This window comes from Burkholderia cepacia GG4 (genome assembly GCF_000292915.1).
GTDB lineage: Bacteria > Pseudomonadota > Gammaproteobacteria > Burkholderiales > Burkholderiaceae > Burkholderia > Burkholderia cepacia_D.
In genome coordinates this window covers 650,259-667,549 of sequence record NC_018513.1, presented here as the reverse complement: position 1 = coordinate 667,549, position 17,291 = coordinate 650,259, and the positions used below count along the sequence as shown (strand labels likewise).

Genomic DNA, 17,291 nt, shown 5'->3' with positions numbered 1-17,291 from the left:
GACGGTCACGCCGGGGCGGCGTCGCGCGCAGGCTGCACGACACGGCCGGGGCGGCTTGAAAGGATGCGAAAGTTTAACATGACGACGAGCAGCAGCAGGATCGCGGCGCCGCCGTTGTGCGCGACGGCGACCGGCAGCGGCCACTGCAGCACGATGTTGGTCAGGCCCGTCACGAACTGCAGCAGGACGACCAGCAGCACGCCGTCCGCGGGCCGCCGCAGCGACTCGAAGCGGCGCATCTTCAGTGCGAACGCGACCAGATATGCGACGACGACGAACGCGAACGTGCGGTGGGTCCAGTGGATCGCGACCAGCGCGTCCTGCGTGATCGCCTCGCCGTCCTTCGTCATCCCGAGCGCGCGCCACAGATGGAAGCCCTGGCCGAAGTTCATCGGCGGAATCCACTGGCCGTTGCAGGTCGGGAAATCGGTACACGCGAGCACCGCGTAGTTGGTGCTCACCCAGCCACCGAGCGCGATCTGCACGACCAGCAGCACCAGCGCGGCGAGCGCGGCCGCGCGGTAGCGGCCCGCCTCCGGGTCATGCGACGGCAGCGGCGTCTGCCGCGCCGCGAGCCAGCCGAGCGTGCCGAGCAGCGTGAGGCCGAGCAGCAGGTGGGTCGTGACGATCACCGGCTGCAGCTTCATGGTGACCGTCCATGCGCCGAACACGCCCTGCACGACGATCAGCAGCAGCAGGCTCGTCGGCCACCACGGCGACACGTGCAGCGGACGGCGGCGCAGCCGCGCAGCCCATGCGATCACGACCTGCGCGATGATCAGCACGCCGATCGCCATCGCGAAATAGCGGTGGATCATCTCGATCCACGCCTTCGTCATGCTGACGGGGCCGGTCGGCATCGCCTGGTGCGCGGCCGTGATCGCGGCATGCGCGATGAACGGCGACGAGGTGCCGTAGCAGCCGGGCCAGTCCGGGCAGCCGAGGCCCGAATCGGTCAGCCGCGTGAAGCCGCCGAACATCACCAGATCGAGCGTCAGGAACGTGGTGAGCCACACCAGCTTGCGGAACTTGTTGTCGTCGGCCTTCACCCACACGTACGACAGCGGCAGCAGCGCGATGCAGAAGCCGATCAGGCCGAGTTGCAGTAGATACGACATCGAATGGTTGCCTCGTAGTCTCGCCTTAGCCGATGCTCGACCACTTCAGCAGCTTCGTGACGTCCGCCTTGATCTTGCTGGGGTTCGGGTCCTTCGGGAAACGCATCATCAGGTTGCCGTTCGGATCGACCATGTAGATGTGGTCGCGGTCCTGCGTGCCGGTGTCGGCCGGCAGCCACGCGGCGACCGCGGCCGGATCGGCGACCAGCCGGCGCGTGTCGGGATAGGCTTCCAGCACCTTCGGTGGCACCGCGCCCGCATCGCTGCGCAGCCACACCATCGTGATCCGGTGCCGCTCGCCCGCCTGCGTGACGCGGATCTGGCGCATGAAATAGAGCTTTTGCGCACACGCGTCGTCGCATGCGCTGCGGTCGGTCATCACGAACAGCCACACACCGCGCAGCGACGCCAGCGGCACGGTCTTGCCGGTTTCGTCGGTGACCTGCAGATCGGCCGGGATCGGGCGCTGCGGCTCGATCAGCGTGCCGTAGTTGGTCGAGCCGCCCTTCGGCTTGATCACGTAATAGGTGAAGTACGACGCGATCATCGGTGCTGCGCACACGAGACCCAGCAGCACGAGCATCCAGCGGCCGCGCTTGCGGGCCGCCGGCGAGATCGGCGCAGCGGCCGGACCCTGACGGGAAGATTGCATGGACAAATCAGACCTCTCGAAACGAACCCGCGGCGCTGCCGCCGCGTCCGGGCATCGCGCTCACGCGCCGGCCGACTTCTTCGCCGCACGCCGCGCGGCGTACAGGCCGAAACCGAGCGCGGCCGCAGCCATGCCCCACCACTGAAACATGTAACCATAATTGCGCTCGACGCCGGTCGTCGCCGCCGGCCAGTCGCGCACGAGCTTGTCGCCGTCGTCGCTCGTCTGCTGGATCACGAACGGCTGCAGCGGCAACCCCGTTTCCTTCGCATACGCAGCGACGTCCAGGTTCTGCCGGATCTTCTGGTGCGCGGCCGAGCCACCTTCGCCGAGCTCGAATGCGCGCGACGCGTCGGCACGCGCGATGCCCTCGATCTCGATGTCGCCGTCGGGCGTCGGGAACGGCTCGATCGCCGTGCGATCGGCGATGTTGCGCGGCAGCCAGCCGCGGTTCACCAGCACGACGCCGCCGCCCGTGAGTTTAAACGGCATCACGACGTAAAAACCCGGCTGGTCGTTATACGGCCGATTGTCGAGGAACACCACCTGCTCCGCTATGAAGCGACCCTTGGCCCGCACGCGGTGAAACTCGATCGACGCAAGCGGCATCGGCTGCGCGCCGACGTCGACGGGCGCCGCATGCTCGTAGCGCACGACGCTCGCCTGCAGCGCTTCCTTCTGATGCGCGCGGTCGCGCTGCCAGAAACCGAGGCGTATCGTGACCGCGACCACGACGAGAATCAGCAGCGCAGGCAACCAGCGGATCTTCATCGCGCCACCCGCGAGGCGCATGCGCGAAAGCGAAGTGCGATAATTATCCTCTTCCTTTCGAATTGCCGTCGTCCGGTTCGTGTCATGCACATCCTCGTTCCCATCGCCTTCGTCCTCATCATCGCCAGCATGGGCTCGGCGCTCTACTTCATGATGCACGACCGCGGCCATACGAAACGCATGGTGTGGTCGCTTGCCACCCGCGTCGGGCTGTCGGTCACGCTGTTCCTGTTCATCCTGTTCGCGAACTGGATGGGCTGGATCCACTCGACCGGCCTGCCGATCGGACGTTGATGCATTCGCGGCGGCACCCGATGCGGCGGCAGCCGTCGCTGCGGCAGTCGCTGTGACATATCGCCGCACTGCGGCGCCACCAAGCAAAAGCGCCGCCTGACTGAGTCGCGGCGGCGCCGAGGTGGCGTTGACCGCAAGCAGCACGCTGCTGCCCCGTCCCCGCCAACGAAAACGGCCCGCGCATCGCTGCGCGGGCCGTTGTTCCATTTACAGCCAGTAGACGACGACGTACAGGCCGAGCCAGACGACGTCGACGAAGTGCCAGTACCACGCGGCGCCTTCGAATGCGAAGTGGTGATCGGGCTTGAAGTGGCCGCGGATCATCCGCACCAGCACCACCGCAAGCATCGTGCCGCCGAGGAACACGTGGAAACCGTGGAAGCCCGTCAGCAGGAAGAACGTCGAGCCGTACACGCCGGAGTTCAGCGTCAGGTTCAGTTCGTTGTACGCGTGGTAGTACTCGAAGCCCTGCAGGAACAGGAAGCAGATACCGAACAAGAGCGTCGCGGCCAGCCAGGCGATTGCCTTCTTGCGATGATCGTCGCGCAGTGCGTGGTGCGAGATCGTCAGCGTCACGCCCGAGGACAGCAGGAATGCCGTGTTCAGCGTCGGAATCGGCCACGGGCCCATCGTCTTGAAGTGACCGGCAAGCGCGGCGGGGCCTTCGTTCGGCCACACGGCGGAGAAATCCGGCCAGATCAGCTTGTAGTCGAGGCTGCCGAGCTGGTGCAGCGCGATTTCACGCGCATAGAACAGCGCGCCGAAGAACGCACCGAAGAACATGACTTCCGAGAAGATGAACCAGCTCATGCTCCAGCGGTACGACTTGTCGACGTTCTTGCCGTAATGACCGCCTTCCGACTCGGCGATCGCATCGCCGAACCAGTGATACAGCGTGAAGAGCAACCACAGCAGGCCAAGCAGCGCCGTGTACGGAGCCCAGTCGTGACCGTTGATCCACAGCGCCACCGATCCGAGCATGACCAGCAGGCCGACGGCCGCGCTGATCGGATGCTGCGACGGATGCGGCACGAAATAGTACGGGGTCTGGTTTTGACCGCTCATGCTTGATTCTCCACTTCAGTCCAATTTGTGTACCGGAAACCGCTCCGGCTTTATTTCTTGCGCGGCGCGACCGCCGCCGCTCTTTCCCGCACGCAGCGCCGGGGCGCTACGCACCGCATTCTTTCCAGCCGCGGGCCTCGGCCCTCAGCCCACCACCGCGCGCACGATCAGGATCAGCACGCCGATGAACACGCCGGCCGCGATCAGCGCGACGATCAGCACGTGCAGCGGATTGAGCTGCGTCGCATCGGCCTCCAGGTCGCGTCGCTTGCGCACGCCGAAGAACGACCACAACACTGCTCGCAACGCCTGGCCGAACGACCCGCTCCGCTTCGTCTCCGTCATCGCCCCGTCTCCGTCGTCATGCGTCCGGCTTCGCCGCGCCCTGCGCCGCCGTACTGCGCGGTGCCGGCGCCGGCGTGGCCGGCGTATTCAGCTCGAAGAACGTGTACGACAGCGTGATCGTCTTCACGTCCTTCGGCAGTTTCGGATCGATCACGAACACCACCGGCATCTTGCGCGACTCGTGCGCGGCCAGCGTCTGCTGCGTGAAGCAAAAACACTCGATCTTCTTGAAGAACTCCGTCGCCTGCTTCGGCGCGTAGCTTGGAATCGCCTGCGCCACCACCGGCCGGCCCTGCCCGTTCGTCACGTCGTACACGATCGTCGTCAGTTCGCCCGGATGCACGTCGAGGCTGTTGTGCTCCGGCTTGAAACCGAGCGGGCCGCGCGCATTCGCATCGAACTCGACCGACACCGTCCGGCTGGTGTCGACCTGCGAGTTCTTCACCTCGCGTTCGCTGACATCGCGCTGCACCAGGTTGTTGATGCCGGTGATCTGGCAGATCGCGCGATACATCGGAATCAGCGCGAAGCCGAAGCCGAACATCAATCCGGCCACGACGAAGAGCTTCACCAGCATCGAACGATTGAACGCGCGATCGACGGCGCCCTCTTCCGGCTTCGACATACGACTACTTCCTCGCTACTGCGTCAGTTACTGCATCAGTGAGTGGACAGCCACCACTGCTTGATCACGACACCCACAAAAAAAACGGCGGCGATGACGAGCAGGATGAGGCCGAGCCGCTTGTTGCCCGCGCGGATCTGCTCGGGCGTTCGTCTTTCTTGTGGATTCCGGTTCATCTGAAACTTCGCTGAAATTTCAATTCGGCGCCCGCCGCGCCTGCCTGCACGGCAGGCAGCGGCGGAACGCGCGGTGAAACTTATTCGACGTGCGGCGGTTGCTCGAACGTGTGGAAGGGAGCCGGGCTCGGCACCGTCCACTCGAGGCCCGTCGCGCCATCCCACGGCTTGTCCGACGCCTTTTCCAGCTCGCCGCCGCCACGGTAGGCCGGCAGCGCGACCGCGAACAGGAAGTACACCTGCGCGAGGCCGAAGCCGAATGCGCCGATCGTCGCCACCTGGTTGAAGTCCGTGAACTGCGCCGGGTAGTCCGCATAGCGGCGCGGCATGCCCGCGAGACCGACGAAGTGCATCGGGAAGAACGTCAGGTTGAAGAAGATCATCGACGACCAGAAGTGGATCTTGCCGCGCGTCTCGTTGTACATCCAGCCCGTCCACTTCGGCGCCCAGTAGTACCAGCCCGAGAACAGCGCGAACAGCGACCCGGCCACCAGCACGTAGTGGAAGTGCGCCACCACGAAGTAAGTGCCGTGGTACTGGATGTCGAGCGGCGCCATGGCCAGCATCAGGCCCGTCAGACCGCCGAACGTGAACACGAACAGGAAGCCGATCGCGAACAGCATCGGGGTTTCGAACGTCATCGAACCGCGCCACATCGTCGCGAGCCAGTTGAACACCTTCACGCCCGTCGGCACTGCGATCAGCATCGTCGCGTACATGAAGAACAGCTGACCGGTGACCGGCATGCCCGTTGCGAACATGTGGTGCGCCCAGACCATGAACGACAGGATCGCGATCGAAGCCGTCGCGTACACCATCGAGCTATAGCCGAACAGCGTCTTGCGTGCGAACGCCGGGATCACCTGCGACACGATCCCGAACGCCGGCAGAATCATGATGTACACCTCGGGGTGCCCGAAGAACCAGAAGATGTGCTGGTACATCACCGGGTCGCCGCCGCCTGCCGCGTTGAAGAACGACGTGCCGAAGTGGCGGTCGAACAGCACCATCGTGATCGCGCCTGCCAGAACCGGCATCACGGCGATCAGCAGGTACGCGGTGATCAGCCAGGTCCATGCGAACATCGGCATCTTCATCAGCGTCATGCCCGGTGCGCGCATGTTCAGGATCGTCACGACGATGTTGATCCCGCCCATGATCGACGACGCGCCCATGATGTGCACCGCGAAGATTGCGAAGTCCATGCCCGGGCCCATCTGCGTCGACAGCGGTGCGTACAGCGTCCAGCCGGCGGCCGTCGCGCCGCCCGGCGCGAAGAACGAGCCGACCAGCAGCACGGCCGCGACCGGCAGCAGCCAGAAGCTGAAGTTGTTCATCCGCGCGAACGCCATGTCGGATGCGCCGATCTGCAGCGGAATCATCCAGTTCGCGAAGCCGACGAAGGCCGGCATGATCGCGCCGAACACCATGATCAGGCCGTGCATCGTCGTGAGTTCGTTGAAGAACTCCGGACGCATGATCTGCAGGCCCGGCTCGAACAGCTCGGCACGGATGCCGAGCGCCATGACGCCGCCCGACAGGAACATGATGAACGAGAACAACAGGTACAGCGTACCGATGTCCTTGTGGTTGGTGGCGAACAGCCAGCGACGCCAGCCGTGCGGCATTTCGTGCGCGTGGTCGTCGTGCGCGTGGTCCGCGGCTACGTCGTGCCCGATGCTAGACATGAGAATCTCCTAATGCGAATACGTCGACTAACTCAGCGACACGTCAAGCCGCCGGCCCGATCTCGACCCGCCGGGCTTCCTTCGCGTCAGCCCCGCCCGTGATCGTTTCCGGCTTTTTCATGATGATGTGGTCTTCCGCCACGCCTGCTGCCTTCAGTGCGTCGCGCACGGCTTGTGCACGATGCTTGGCGAGTTCGGCGTTCGCGTCGGCCGAGCCCGTCTTGTCGGTGAAACCCGACAGCGCGAGCTTCGCGTCCGGATGTGCCTTCGCATAGTCGGCTGCTGCGGCGATCGCTGCCTTCGCGTCGGCCGGCAGCACGCTCTTGCCCGTCTCGAAGTAGATCGTCGACAGTGCAGCCGCGGCCGATGCCGACGCTGCCGCCGGCTGCTCGGCCGCGCCCGACGCGGCTTGCGCCGGAGCCGCTTCTGCCGGCGCCGCTGCGCCTGCCGTGTCTTCCGGCATCTTGCCGTTGCGCGCGTCAGCCACTTGCTTCGGCTGCAGCAGATCGTTCTTGTGGTTGCCCCACGAGTTGCGCTCGTAAGTGATGACCGATGCGATGTCGAGGTCCGACAGCGACGCCCACGACGGCATGGCACCCTTGCCCTGCAGCACGCGCTCGACGTGGCCGGCGATCGGGCCGTTCACGATCGGGCTGCCGTCCATCGCCGGGAAGGCGCCGAGGCCCTTGCCGCTCACCTGGTGGCAGGCCGCGCAGTTCGCCTTGTAGACTTCCTCGCCGTGCGCGACGAGTTCGGCCATCGTGTAAACCTTGTTCGGATCGACCGCTGCGCTGGCCAGCTTGGCCTTCTGCGCGGTCACCCACTTCGCGTAGTCGTCTTCCGACAGCACTTCGACCACGACCGGCATGAACGCGTGTTCCTTGCCGCACAGCTCGGTACAGAAGCCGCGGAACGTGCCGACCTTGTCGGCCTTGAACCACGTATCGCGCACGAAGCCGGGGATCGCATCCTGCTTCACGCCGAACGCGGGCACGTACCACGAGTGAACGACGTCGTTCGCGGTCGTGATGATGCGGATCTTCTTGTTGACCGGCACGACGAGCGGGTTGTCGACTTCCTGCAGGTACGTCTCGGTGATCGGCTTCTTGCCCATCACTTCGTCACGCGGGGTGCTGAGCGTCGACAGGAAGCCGATGCCCTCGCCCGGGCCCTTCACATAGTCGTAGCCCCACTTCCACTGGTAGCCGGTGACCTTGATCGTGAGATCGGCGTTGGTCGTGTCCTTCATCGCGACGACGGCCTTCGTGGCCGGCAGCGCCATCAGCACGACGATGATGAACGGCACGATCGTCCAGATGATTTCGACGGTCGTGCTTTCATGGAAATTGGCGGCCTTGTGGCCTTTGGATTTGCGGTGCGCGAAGATCGAATAGAACATCACGCCGAACACGCCGACGAAGATCACCGTACACAGGATCAGCATCATCGTGTGGAGATCGTAGAGCTCCTCGGCGATCTTCGTGACCGGCGGCTGAAAGTTGATCTCGTTGACGCGGGGGCCGCCCGGGCTATCACCGACCGCCAGGGCAGCGCCGGCAAAGAGCAATCCGCTGCATGCCAGCACGCCCGTGAGGGCTCGCTTGATTGTTTTCATAGCATCCTTACCCAAAATTTCCATTCAAACCCTCCCCCGTCGCAAGCCGCCGGCCCGTTTCGGCCGGTGCCCGCGCCTCGTCAGCCGCAGCGCCTGAGCGACACGCGCAGTTCGTCGGCGAACTGCGCACGCTTGTGCTGCGCGAGATGCTGCCCGATTACGACGGTCTGCCCGCGCGATACCAGTCGAATCGGATCGCGTGGCGTCGCCCCCGGCTCGACCCGCACCCAGCGCGGGTTGAATTCGATCTGCGTGAACCGCTCCGCATCCATCCGCTCGATCACGAGCCGATGCGGAAACAGCCTGATGCGCTCGTAATCGACCGCATGACGGGCATAGATCGCAAACGCGACGCCCACCGCCAGCACTTCGATTCCGGTGAAGGGCATGACGAGCCAAGCCCCCCGCCACATCAGCAATGCCGCGATCACCAGCGAGAAGCTCGCGAGCGACGCGTAAAACAGCACGAACTGGCGCGGCGACACCGAACAATTGCGTTTCATCAGCCAGTCCGCAAGAACCGGTTCGCCGTTCGTCGTCTCCGCCGAACCCCTCGCTGCTCCCATCGCCGCCTCACGCGAATGGCATGCGATGCATGCCTGCATCGGACTCGCCGCCCCGTATTGCGGGGACCCCAGGACGACAAGCTGACGCATTATAGGCGGGTTCAATGGCATCCACAAGCAAGCGGCTATCGGCCGGTGAGCCAAGCGTGACAAGCTTCCCGGCCGTTTTTCGCGCTAATTCGACCCCGCTTTGCACCGCTAATTTCAGACATAACAAAACCCCTCTTTACCGCTTTACCGATTCTTCGGACGTCCCTTTCCGATATCTTCGATGCGCACGATCCCGTGCCCCTCGGCAGTCGTGCGCGGCACGGCCTTCCACGCGTGGCCGTAGATCACCTCGAAGGTCAGCGGAATCGTTCCGTCCGCGCGCCGGCGCGCTTCCAGCGCGTCGTCGAGCGCCGCGCGAAAACGCCGCGTCGCGCGCTCCGGTGCCGCGCGGTCGAACGGATACGCGCCCCAGCGGCGCACGTCGGCCAGCAGGGAATCGGGGGTCTTGTAGGTGACGGTGAGCACTTCCTGGTCCATCACCGGAATCTCGAAGCCGCTCTCGACGAGCATGTCGCCGAGGTCGTGCATGTCGACGAAATCGATCACGCGCGCGGCGGGCGGCGCAATGCCGAGCGCCGCTTCGGCGTCCGCGCAGGCCGCGCGCAGCTCGCGCAGCGTGTCGGGGCCGAGCGTGCTGAACATCAGCAGGCCGTTGACGCGCAACACGCGCTGCCATTCGGGCAGCACCGCGTCGGGGCGCGAATGCCAGTGCAGCGCGAGGTTCGACCAGATCAGGTCGAACGCGCCGGCCGCGAACGGCAACGCCGAGAAGTCGGCCTGCGCGACGCGCGGGCCGCGTTGGCCCAATGCACGCCCGAGCGACGCGGGCAGCCAGCGGCGCCAGTTCGTCTGCTCGACCTCGCGCTGCCCTGCCCGCGCGAGCATCGCGCCGGACAGGTCGACGCCGAACACCGGGGCTTCGGGAAAGCGCGCACGCAGCGCCGGCAGGTCGTCGCCCGGGCCGCAGCCCGCATCGAGCACGGCCGTGGGGCTCACCTTGATGTATTCGAGGCGCTCGTTCATCCGCTGCGCGATCTCGCGCGGCAGGAACGCGACCGCGTCGAACGCGGCGGCACGGCGATCGAAGATCCGCCGCAAACGCCGGGCGTCATTGGCCGGACGGCCGGTTGAAGTCGAAGCTGGGGACATGTCGGGCACACTGGCGAAGAGCCCGAAGTATACTCGCTCGCCTCGGAGCCTTCATCGAGGCGGGGTTGCCAGGAGTGTTTGCGATGGATCGCAGTTCCACCCCGCGCCCGATGCGCGTCGTTTTGTCGCAGGTTCGCGCGCTGGCCGCGCACGTCGCCGCGCTCGCGCTACCGAATCGATGCGCGCTGTGCGGCAATTTGTCACATGAGGTGATGTGCGGCGCTTGCGACGCCGCGTACTGGAATGAAGCGCGGCTGCGCTGCGATGTCTGCGCGGTGCCGCTGGGTGTCGGGCGGCAGCGTCGGCGCGGCACCGATGGCCGACACGCCAGCGCCGGACCAGCATGTGCATACCAGTGCGACACGTGCCGCGCGACACCGCCGCCGTTCGACGCGACACTCGCGCTCGCCGATTACCGCGCTCCGCTCGATGGCCTCGCGCGCGGCCTGAAGTTTCATGCGCGGCTCGCGCTCGGCGCGGAATTCGCGGCCCGGCTTGCGCAGCGGGTCGACGACACGGCCGAGATCCGCGGCGCAGGCGGCTTCGACGTGATCGCGCCGGTGCCGCTGTCGCGAGGACGGCTCGTCGCACGCGGCTACAACCAGGCGTGGGCGATCGCGCGTCCGCTCGCGCGCCGGCTCGGCGTCCGTGCCGACGCCGCGCTGCTCGCGCGCGTGGCCGAAACCGCGCCGCAGTCGCGGCTCGACCGGCGCGCGCGACGCGACAACGTCATGGCGGCGTTCGCGGTCGCGGGCGACGTCGTCGGCCGCCACGTGGCGCTCGTCGACGACGTGATGACGTCCGGCGCGACGCTCGCGGCGGCCGCGCATGCATTGAAGACGGCGGGTGCCGCGCGCGTGACGAATCTGGTTGCGCTGCGCACCGCCAGGGATTAATTAGATAGAGAGGCCGGCCGCCCGAACGCGGCCCCGGCCATCACGAACCGGCCGGCCGGGACGGAATGCAGGTTGCTCCGCCCCGGCCGGCCCAGCCAGACCCAACCATGTTCAACGTCGTCCTCGTCGCCCCCGAAATTCCGCCGAACACCGGCAACGTGATCCGCCTGTGCGCCAACACCGGCGCGCGCCTGCACCTGATCGAGCCGCTCGGCTTTCCGCTCGACGACGCGAAGATGCGCCGCGCGGGCCTCGACTATCACGAATACGCGGAAATGCGCGTGCACCGCGACTGGGACGCGTTCGTCGCGGCCGAAGCGCCCGATCCCGCGCGGATGTTCGCGTTCACGACCCGCGGCTCGGGCCGCTTCCACGACCACGCGTTCGTGCCGGGCGACTGGTTCGTGTTCGGCTCGGAGACGCGCGGCCTGCCGGCCGAACTGCTCGAGGGCTTCCCGAACGAACAGCGCGTGCGCCTGCCGATGCAGCCGGGCAACCGCAGCCTGAACCTGTCGAACACGGTCGCCGTGGTCGTGTTCGAGGCCTGGCGCCAGGCCGGCTTCGAAGGCGGCGCATGACGCGCGGCCAGCTCCACTTCCACTAGATGATGATGCGCGCGAGCCGCGCGCGATACAGGTCGTACATGTCGGACGAAAAGCACGCGAACACCACGCGCGCGAGGTTCGGCGCCTGCGGCAGCATTTCGGCGACCGTACCGACCGCGATGTCGACGGCTTCGTCGGCCGGATAGCGGTACACGCCGCAGCTGATCGCGGGGAACGCGATCGACGTCGCCGCCACCTCCTCGGCCAGCTCGATCGCGCGCCGGTAGCACGACGCGAGCAGCTCGGGCTCGCCGCGCCCGCCGCCGTACCACACCGGGCCGACCGCATGAATCACGTATCGCGCCGGCAGCCCGTGGCCGCGCGTGAGTTTCGCGTCGCCGGTCTCGCAGCCGCCGAGCGTGCGGCACTCGGCCAGGAGGCCCGGGCCGGCCGCGCGATGGATTGCGCCGTCGACCCCGCCGCCGCCGAGCAGCGAACCGTTCGCGGCGTTGACGATCGCGTCGACGTCGAGCGTCGTGATGTCGACGACTTGCGCGTCGAACGTGGTGGAACCGATCTGCAGCATGACACCCTCCCGAAACGCCGGAGACTGTTCAAGCGTAGTGCGCTTTCGCGTCGCCCGCTTTGCGCGAGCGCGCCCGGTCGCGAGAACCGGTGCGACTCGTCGGTGTCATTCGGCGCGCGCGTCGCGCCGCAACAGGCCGCTGACCGCATCGCGCGGCGCGACGCCGTCGAACAGCACGCCGCACACGGCTTCGGTAATCGGCATTTCGATCGATTGCGCGCGCGCGATCGCGAGCACGGCCTGCGCACAGCGCACGCCTTCGGCCACGTGGCCGAGCGCGCCGAGGATGTCGTTCAGCGAGCGGCCTGCCGCCAGCTGCAGACCGACCGTGCGATTGCGCGACAGGTCGCCCGTCGCGGTGAGGATCAGGTCGCCGAGGCCCGTGAGCCCCGTGAAGGTTTCTGCGCGGCCGCCGAGCGCGACGCCCAGCCGCGACATTTCGGCGAGTCCGCGCGTGACCAGCGCGGCACGCGCGTTCAGCCCGAGCCCGAGCCCGTCGGCGATGCCGGTCGCGATCGCCAGCACGTTCTTCACCGCGCCGCCGACCTCGACGCCGACCACGTCGTCACCGGTATAGATCCGCATCGCGCCGTGATGGAACGCGGCGAGCGTGCGCTCGCGGCAATCGGTGGACGCGCTCGCGACCGTCAGCGCGACGGGCAGCGCGAGCCCGACCTCGCGGGCGAAGCTCGGCCCCGACAGCACGCCGTTGCTGTGCTGCCCGGGCAGCTCGGTCGCGATCACCTGGTGCGGCAACAGATGGGTGTCGGCCTCGAAGCCCTTGCAGACCCACACGACATGCGCGGGCACGCAGCCCGCGTCGCGCATCGCACCGAACAGCGTGCGCAGCCCGGCCACCGGCGCGGCGATCACGCACAGTGCGTCGTCCGCGGCGCCGTGCGCGAGCGCGGCGCCGAGATCGGCGTCGTAGCGCAGCGCATCGGGCAGCGCGATGCCGTCCAGATAGCGAGCGTTTTCGTGCCGGGCCTGCAGCCCGGCGATCAGCGCGGCGTCACGCGCCCATAGAAGCGTATCGTGCCGCGCGGCCAGATGGCCCGCGAGCGCGGTGCCCCAGGCACCGGCGCCGAGAACGGCTACTTTCATACCCAGCACCGGTCCGGAGTGAAACGTCAGTTCAGCGTCGTGCCGTTCGGCGCGCCTGCTGCGCCGGCCTGCTGCTGCTGAAGCTGCGCGAGACGCTGCTCGTACAGCGCCTGGAAGTTGATTTCCGCCAGGTGGATCGGCGGGAAGCCCGCACGCGTGATCGCGTCGGCGATGTTCGAGCGCAGGTACGGGAACAGGATCGTCGGACAGGCGATGCCGACGAGCGGGTCGAGCTGTTCGTCGGGAATGTTGCGAATGTCAAAAATGCCGGCCTGCTTCGCTTCGATCAGGAACGCAACCTTGTCCTTCACCTTCGCGGTGACGGTACCCGACACGACGACTTCGAACACGCTCTCCGCGAGGCGCTCGGCCTTGACGTCGACTTCGACTTCAACCGACGGCATGTCCTGCTCGAGGAAGATCGCCGGCGAATTCGGCTGCTCGAGCGACATATCCTTCAGGTAGACGCGCTGGATGTTGAAGAACGGTTGGTTTTCGACGTCGGACATGGTGTTTCCCTAAATGTGGTAACGCGGCGGCCCGGCTTCACGCCGGCCGCCTCGGTTGAATCCTGCGCGCTCAAGCCGCGGCGCGGCCGGCGGCCATTCTGCCCTAATCAGGCCGCTTGCAGAAGCGGCGCGAGGCCGCCTTCGCGGTCGAGCTTCGACAGATCGTCGTAGCCGCCGACGTGCGTGTCGCCGATGTAGATCTGCGGCACCGTGCGACGGCCCGTGCGCGCCATCATTTCCTCACGGCGGGCCGGATCGCGGTCGATCAGCACCTTTTCGATCTGCTCGACACCGCGCAGCTTCAACAGGCGCTCGGCCTGGATGCAATACGGACACACCTGCGTGCTGTACATCAAAACCTTGCTCACTTCGCTGCTCCTTGTTTGACGACCGGCATCCCGGCCTGCTGCCAGGCGGCCACGCCGCCCTCGAGCACGTGTACCTCGGCATAGCCTGCCGCCTCGACCTCGCGCGCCGCCTTCTGCGACTGCTGGCCATTCTGGCAGACGAGCAGCACGGGCGTGCTCTTGTTCTTCGCGACCTGCGCGATCTTCGCGCCGATCTCGCCGGCGGCGACCTGGCGTGCCGACGGCAGGTGGCCGGCGGCGAAGTCGGACGCGGCACGCACGTCGATCACGATCGCGTTGCGGCGGTTGATGAGTTGCGTCGCCTCTGCGGCCGACAGGCCGCCACGGCCGCGGCGCAGGGCGGGCCATGCGAGCAGGCCGCCGGAAACCAGCAGGATCGCGATAAGGGCCAGGTTCGTGTAATCGGTAAAGAACGTCACGGAATTCCGCCGGAAAAAGAGAAATCGGAAAAGGACAATCCCGCCATTATAAAATAACCGTCTTGCGCGATGGCGGACCCGGACCGGGTACCGCGCGACGCGCCCCGCTCCCCTCACTACCGACCGCAAGATCCATGTACAAACTCGTTCTCATCCGCCACGGCGAATCGACGTGGAACAAGGAAAACCGCTTCACCGGCTGGGTCGACGTCGACCTGACCGAACAGGGTCGCAACGAGGCCTACCAGGCCGGCGAATTGCTCAAGGAGGCCGGCTACACGTTCGACATCGCGTACACGTCGGTGCTCAAGCGCGCGATCCGCACGCTGTGGCACGTGCAGGACCGGATGGACCAGATGTACCTGCCGGTCGTCCACTCGTGGCGCCTGAACGAGCGCCACTACGGCGCGCTGTCGGGCCTGAACAAGGCGGAAACGGCCGCCAAGTTCGGCGACGACCAGGTGCTCGTGTGGCGCCGCAGCTACGACACGCCGCCGCCGGCGCTCGAGCCGACCGACGAACGCGCGCCGTTCAACGACCCGCGCTACGCGAAGGTGCCGCGCGAGCAGCTGCCGCTCACCGAGTGCCTGAAGGACACGGTCGCGCGCGTGCTGCCGCTGTGGAACGAATCGATCGCGCCGGCCGTCCGCGCCGGCAAGCAGGTGCTGATCGCCGCGCACGGCAACTCGCTGCGCGCGCTGATCAAGTACCTCGACGGCATCTCGGACAGCGACATCGTCGGCCTGAACATCCCGAACGGCGTGCCGCTCGTGTATGAACTCGACGAGAACCTGAAGCCGATCAAGCACTACTACCTGGGCGACCAGGACGCGATCGCGCAGGCGCAGGCCGCCGTCGCGAAGCAGGGCAAGGCGGGCTGACGCCCGTCCCGCCGGGCGGGCCGCCGTCAGCGCGGCATGCCCGGCCCGCCCCGCGCGCGGCCTGCGGTGCGAACCTTCGCGGCCCCGGTGCTGTCGAATCCGCTTTCGAATCCGCTGCGCGTCCGGCGGCACCCCGCCGGAACCCCGGCCTCCGGGGCCATTTCGCACCGTTCCACTGAGTAATCGGGCGAACAGTTATACTTGTCCGCTACATCCCCGCTACCGCCACGCGCTTCCCGACCGCACCAGACTCTCTATGCGAATGAAATTGAAGAACATCGGCCTGATTGCCGCGGGCCTCGCCACGGGCGTATTCGCCACGCTGCAAATTTCGGCGTCGGCCGAGCAGACCGCCACGGCGCCGCTTCCCCTCGACCAGCTCCGCCTGTTCGCGGAAGTGTTCGGCCAGATCAAGCGCGAGTACGTCGAACCGGTCGACGACAAGAAGCTGCTGACGGCGGCGATCAAGGGCATGGTGTCGAGCCTCGACCCGCACTCGTCGTTCCTCGACAAGACCGACTATGACGAGCTGCAGGAGCAGACGAAGGGCCGCTTCGCGGGTCTCGGCATCGAAATCTCGCAGGAAGACGGCCTCGTCAAGGTGATTTCGCCGATCGAGGACACCCCTGCGTTCCGCGCCGGCATCCGTCCGGGCGACCTGATCACCCGCATCAACGACAAGCCGGTGCGCGGCATGACGCTCGACAAGGCCGTCAAGCAGATGCGCGGCGAGCCGGGCACCAAAGTCACGCTGACGATCTTCCGCAAGAGCGACGACCGCACGTTCCCGGTCACGGTCACGCGCGCGATCATCAAGGTCCAGAGCGTGAAGATGAAGCTGCTCGACCCGGGCTACGCGTACATCCGGATCACGAGCTTCCAGGAGCGCACGACGCCCGATCTCGCCGCGAAGCTGCAAGACATCGCACGCCAGCAGCCGAACCTGAAGGGCCTGATCGTCGACCTGCGCAACAATGGCGGCGGCCTGCTGCAGAGCGCGGTCGGCGTCGCCGGCGCGTTCCTGCCGCCCGACTCCGTCGTCGTCTCGACCAACGGCCAGATCCCGGATTCGAAGCAGGTCTACCGCGACACCTACGACAACTACCGCCTGCCGTCCTTCGACGGCGATCCGCTGAAGGGCCTGCCGCCGGTCTTCAAGACCGTGCCGATGATCGTGCTGACGAACGCGTATTCGGCGTCCGCGTCGGAAATCGTCGCTGGCGCACTGCAGGATTCGAAGCGCGCGCAGATCATGGGCAAGACGACGTTCGGCAAGGGCTCGGTGCAGACGGTCCGTCCGATGACGGCCGACACCGCGCTGCGCCTGACGACCGCGTACTACTACACGCCGAGCGGCCGTTCGATCCAGAACAAGGGCATCACGCCCGACGTGCCGGTCGATCAGTACGCGGACGGCGATCCGGACGACGTGCTCGTGACGCGCGAGGTCGACTACACGAACCACCTCGCGAACACGCAGGACCCGAACGAGAAGAAGGAACAGGAAGATCGCGAGCAGCGCCGGATGGATCAGCTGCGCATCCTCGAAGAGCAGAACGACAAGAAGACGCCGGAGCAACGCCAGAAGGACCGCGATCGCAAGCCGATCGAGTTCGGCAGCGCCGACGACTTCATGATGCAGCAGGCGCTCAACAAGCTCGAAGGCAAGCCGGTGCAGGAATCGAAGTCGCTGCTCGCCGAGAGCACGGCGAAGACCCCGGCCAGCAAGGCCACGTCCGGCGCGAAAGCGTCGAAGCCGGCCGCACCGAAGGCCGCGTCGGCGCCGCAGTAAGCGCCGGCCGGCATCCGACGGGCCATCGCGGGAAGACCGCGATGGCCCGTTTTTCATGCGGGCCTAGAATAAACCG

21 protein-coding genes are annotated in these 17,291 nt (G+C 66.6%); 5 read left to right on the top strand and 16 right to left on the bottom strand.

Annotation, left to right across the window (positions count from 1 at the left end):
- Positions 1-5: 5 nt before the first annotated feature.
- Genes GEM_RS02970 through GEM_RS02960 form a run of 3 tightly spaced genes read right to left on the bottom strand, consistent with a single transcriptional unit; the run spans position 6 to position 2,541 of the window.
- Positions 6-1,118 carry a COX15/CtaA family protein gene (locus GEM_RS02970; protein ID WP_014895968.1) on the bottom strand — a complete coding sequence of 371 codons (1,113 nt, stop codon included), beginning with the start codon at positions 1,116-1,118 and terminating at the stop codon, positions 6-8.
- A 25-nt stretch (positions 1,119-1,143) separates the two neighbouring features.
- Positions 1,144-1,770, bottom strand: coding sequence for an SCO family protein (locus GEM_RS02965; protein ID WP_014895967.1), 627 nt, complete (start codon positions 1,768-1,770; stop codon positions 1,144-1,146).
- A gap of 60 nt (positions 1,771-1,830) precedes the next feature.
- Positions 1,831-2,541, bottom strand: a complete 711-nt coding sequence (locus GEM_RS02960; protein ID WP_041490596.1) for an SURF1 family protein — start codon at positions 2,539-2,541, stop codon at positions 1,831-1,833.
- A gap of 84 nt (positions 2,542-2,625) precedes the next feature.
- Between GEM_RS02960 and GEM_RS02955 the strand changes: the two genes are divergently transcribed.
- The gene (locus GEM_RS02955; RefSeq protein WP_014895965.1) at positions 2,626-2,835 is read left to right on the top strand and encodes a twin transmembrane helix small protein; all 210 of its coding nucleotides are present in this window, start codon (positions 2,626-2,628) and stop codon (positions 2,833-2,835) included.
- A gap of 207 nt (positions 2,836-3,042) precedes the next feature.
- On the opposite strand, the gene GEM_RS02950 is transcribed toward GEM_RS02955, so the two are convergent.
- From GEM_RS02950 to GEM_RS02915, 8 genes are all read right to left on the bottom strand, one after another.
- Positions 3,043-3,900 (bottom strand): cytochrome c oxidase subunit 3, encoded by an 858-nt coding sequence (locus tag GEM_RS02950; protein ID WP_014895964.1) that lies wholly within the window; start codon positions 3,898-3,900, stop codon positions 3,043-3,045.
- Between the two features lie 144 nt (positions 3,901-4,044).
- On the bottom strand, positions 4,045-4,245 hold the full coding sequence (locus GEM_RS02945) for a DUF2970 domain-containing protein (RefSeq protein ID WP_006760730.1): 201 nt from the start codon (positions 4,243-4,245) through the stop codon (positions 4,045-4,047).
- Positions 4,246-4,261: 16 nt separating this feature from the next.
- Positions 4,262-4,870, bottom strand: coding sequence for a cytochrome c oxidase assembly protein (locus GEM_RS02940; protein ID WP_014895963.1), 609 nt, complete (start codon positions 4,868-4,870; stop codon positions 4,262-4,264).
- 35 nt (positions 4,871-4,905) lie between these two features.
- Positions 4,906-5,046 carry a cytochrome oxidase small assembly protein gene (locus GEM_RS31745; RefSeq protein ID WP_006760728.1) on the bottom strand — a complete coding sequence of 47 codons (141 nt, stop codon included), beginning with the start codon at positions 5,044-5,046 and terminating at the stop codon, positions 4,906-4,908.
- Positions 5,047-5,126: 80 nt separating this feature from the next.
- Complete coding sequence (gene ctaD, locus GEM_RS02930) at positions 5,127-6,734, bottom strand: cytochrome c oxidase subunit I (protein WP_014895962.1); 1,608 nt, start codon at positions 6,732-6,734, stop codon at positions 5,127-5,129.
- Between the two features lie 43 nt (positions 6,735-6,777).
- Positions 6,778-8,373 (bottom strand): cytochrome c oxidase subunit II, encoded by a 1,596-nt coding sequence (coxB, locus tag GEM_RS02925; protein WP_014895961.1) that lies wholly within the window; start codon positions 8,371-8,373, stop codon positions 6,778-6,780.
- Positions 8,374-8,429: 56 nt separating this feature from the next.
- Positions 8,430-8,954 carry a DUF2244 domain-containing protein gene (locus GEM_RS02920; RefSeq protein ID WP_051137960.1) on the bottom strand — a complete coding sequence of 175 codons (525 nt, stop codon included), beginning with the start codon at positions 8,952-8,954 and terminating at the stop codon, positions 8,430-8,432.
- Between the two features lie 195 nt (positions 8,955-9,149).
- The gene (locus GEM_RS02915) at positions 9,150-10,115 is read right to left on the bottom strand and encodes a methyltransferase domain-containing protein (protein WP_014895959.1); all 966 of its coding nucleotides are present in this window, start codon (positions 10,113-10,115) and stop codon (positions 9,150-9,152) included.
- A gap of 83 nt (positions 10,116-10,198) precedes the next feature.
- Here GEM_RS02915 and GEM_RS02910 point away from each other — a divergent pair, with 83 nt between their 5' ends.
- Entirely contained in the window at positions 10,199-11,011 is an 813-nt protein-coding gene (locus GEM_RS02910) for a ComF family protein (protein ID WP_014895958.1), read from the top strand.
- A gap of 107 nt (positions 11,012-11,118) precedes the next feature.
- Entirely contained in the window at positions 11,119-11,589 is a 471-nt protein-coding gene (gene trmL / locus GEM_RS02905) for a tRNA (uridine(34)/cytosine(34)/5-carboxymethylaminomethyluridine(34)-2'-O)-methyltransferase TrmL (protein ID WP_014895957.1), read from the top strand.
- Between the two features lie 22 nt (positions 11,590-11,611).
- Here trmL and GEM_RS02900 read toward each other — a convergent pair whose 3' ends face one another.
- The 5 genes from GEM_RS02900 to GEM_RS02880 all read right to left on the bottom strand — a co-directional run bounded on the left by GEM_RS02900 (position 11,612) and on the right by GEM_RS02880 (position 14,542).
- On the bottom strand, positions 11,612-12,142 hold the full coding sequence (locus GEM_RS02900; protein ID WP_014895956.1) for an O-acetyl-ADP-ribose deacetylase: 531 nt from the start codon (positions 12,140-12,142) through the stop codon (positions 11,612-11,614).
- 105 nt (positions 12,143-12,247) lie between these two features.
- Entirely contained in the window at positions 12,248-13,246 is a 999-nt protein-coding gene (locus GEM_RS02895) for an NAD(P)H-dependent glycerol-3-phosphate dehydrogenase (RefSeq protein ID WP_014895955.1), read from the bottom strand.
- A gap of 26 nt (positions 13,247-13,272) precedes the next feature.
- Complete coding sequence (secB, locus tag GEM_RS02890) at positions 13,273-13,755, bottom strand: protein-export chaperone SecB (RefSeq protein WP_014895954.1); 483 nt, start codon at positions 13,753-13,755, stop codon at positions 13,273-13,275.
- A 107-nt stretch (positions 13,756-13,862) separates the two neighbouring features.
- Complete coding sequence (gene grxC / locus GEM_RS02885; RefSeq protein WP_014895953.1) at positions 13,863-14,123, bottom strand: glutaredoxin 3; 261 nt, start codon at positions 14,121-14,123, stop codon at positions 13,863-13,865.
- The gene (locus GEM_RS02880; protein WP_014895952.1) at positions 14,120-14,542 is read right to left on the bottom strand and encodes a rhodanese-like domain-containing protein; all 423 of its coding nucleotides are present in this window, start codon (positions 14,540-14,542) and stop codon (positions 14,120-14,122) included. The genes grxC and GEM_RS02880 overlap by 4 nt, the downstream gene beginning before the upstream one ends.
- Before the next feature lie 134 nt (positions 14,543-14,676).
- Here GEM_RS02880 and gpmA point away from each other — a divergent pair, with 134 nt between their 5' ends.
- Positions 14,677-15,423: a 2,3-diphosphoglycerate-dependent phosphoglycerate mutase gene (gene gpmA, locus GEM_RS02875; RefSeq protein ID WP_014895951.1), complete on the top strand. Its 747-nt coding sequence runs from the start codon at positions 14,677-14,679 to the stop codon at positions 15,421-15,423.
- Positions 15,424-15,679: 256 nt separating this feature from the next.
- Entirely contained in the window at positions 15,680-17,215 is a 1,536-nt protein-coding gene (locus GEM_RS02870; protein ID WP_039321598.1) for a S41 family peptidase, read from the top strand.
- Positions 17,216-17,291 lie beyond the last annotated feature (76 nt).

What these genes read in the sequence shown, in the direction of transcription:
- GEM_RS02970 (WP_014895968.1), bottom strand. Translation starts at nt 1,118, where the DNA reads ATGTCGTATCTACTGCAACTCGGCCTGATCGGCTTCTGCATCGCGCTG.
- GEM_RS02965 (WP_014895967.1), bottom strand. Translation starts at nt 1,770, where the DNA reads ATGCAATCTTCCCGTCAGGGTCCGGCCGCTGCGCCGATCTCGCCGGCG.
- GEM_RS02960 (WP_041490596.1), bottom strand. Translation starts at nt 2,541, where the DNA reads ATGAAGATCCGCTGGTTGCCTGCGCTGCTGATTCTCGTCGTGGTCGCG.
- GEM_RS02955 (WP_014895965.1), top strand. Translation starts at nt 2,626, where the DNA reads ATGCACATCCTCGTTCCCATCGCCTTCGTCCTCATCATCGCCAGCATG.
- GEM_RS02950 (WP_014895964.1), bottom strand. Translation starts at nt 3,900, where the DNA reads ATGAGCGGTCAAAACCAGACCCCGTACTATTTCGTGCCGCATCCGTCG.
- GEM_RS02945 (WP_006760730.1), bottom strand. Translation starts at nt 4,245, where the DNA reads ATGACGGAGACGAAGCGGAGCGGGTCGTTCGGCCAGGCGTTGCGAGCA.
- GEM_RS02940 (WP_014895963.1), bottom strand. Translation starts at nt 4,870, where the DNA reads ATGTCGAAGCCGGAAGAGGGCGCCGTCGATCGCGCGTTCAATCGTTCG.
- GEM_RS31745 (WP_006760728.1), bottom strand. Translation starts at nt 5,046, where the DNA reads ATGAACCGGAATCCACAAGAAAGACGAACGCCCGAGCAGATCCGCGCG.
- ctaD (WP_014895962.1), bottom strand. Translation starts at nt 6,734, where the DNA reads ATGTCTAGCATCGGGCACGACGTAGCCGCGGACCACGCGCACGACGAC.
- coxB (WP_014895961.1), bottom strand. Translation starts at nt 8,373, where the DNA reads ATGGAAATTTTGGGTAAGGATGCTATGAAAACAATCAAGCGAGCCCTC.
- GEM_RS02920 (WP_051137960.1), bottom strand. Translation starts at nt 8,954, where the DNA reads ATGCAGGCATGCATCGCATGCCATTCGCGTGAGGCGGCGATGGGAGCA.
- GEM_RS02915 (WP_014895959.1), bottom strand. Translation starts at nt 10,115, where the DNA reads ATGTCCCCAGCTTCGACTTCAACCGGCCGTCCGGCCAATGACGCCCGG.
- GEM_RS02910 (WP_014895958.1), top strand. Translation starts at nt 10,199, where the DNA reads ATGGATCGCAGTTCCACCCCGCGCCCGATGCGCGTCGTTTTGTCGCAG.
- trmL (WP_014895957.1), top strand. Translation starts at nt 11,119, where the DNA reads ATGTTCAACGTCGTCCTCGTCGCCCCCGAAATTCCGCCGAACACCGGC.
- GEM_RS02900 (WP_014895956.1), bottom strand. Translation starts at nt 12,142, where the DNA reads ATGCTGCAGATCGGTTCCACCACGTTCGACGCGCAAGTCGTCGACATC.
- GEM_RS02895 (WP_014895955.1), bottom strand. Translation starts at nt 13,246, where the DNA reads ATGAAAGTAGCCGTTCTCGGCGCCGGTGCCTGGGGCACCGCGCTCGCG.
- secB (WP_014895954.1), bottom strand. Translation starts at nt 13,755, where the DNA reads ATGTCCGACGTCGAAAACCAACCGTTCTTCAACATCCAGCGCGTCTAC.
- gpmA (WP_014895951.1), top strand. Translation starts at nt 14,677, where the DNA reads ATGTACAAACTCGTTCTCATCCGCCACGGCGAATCGACGTGGAACAAG.
- GEM_RS02870 (WP_039321598.1), top strand. Translation starts at nt 15,680, where the DNA reads ATGCGAATGAAATTGAAGAACATCGGCCTGATTGCCGCGGGCCTCGCC.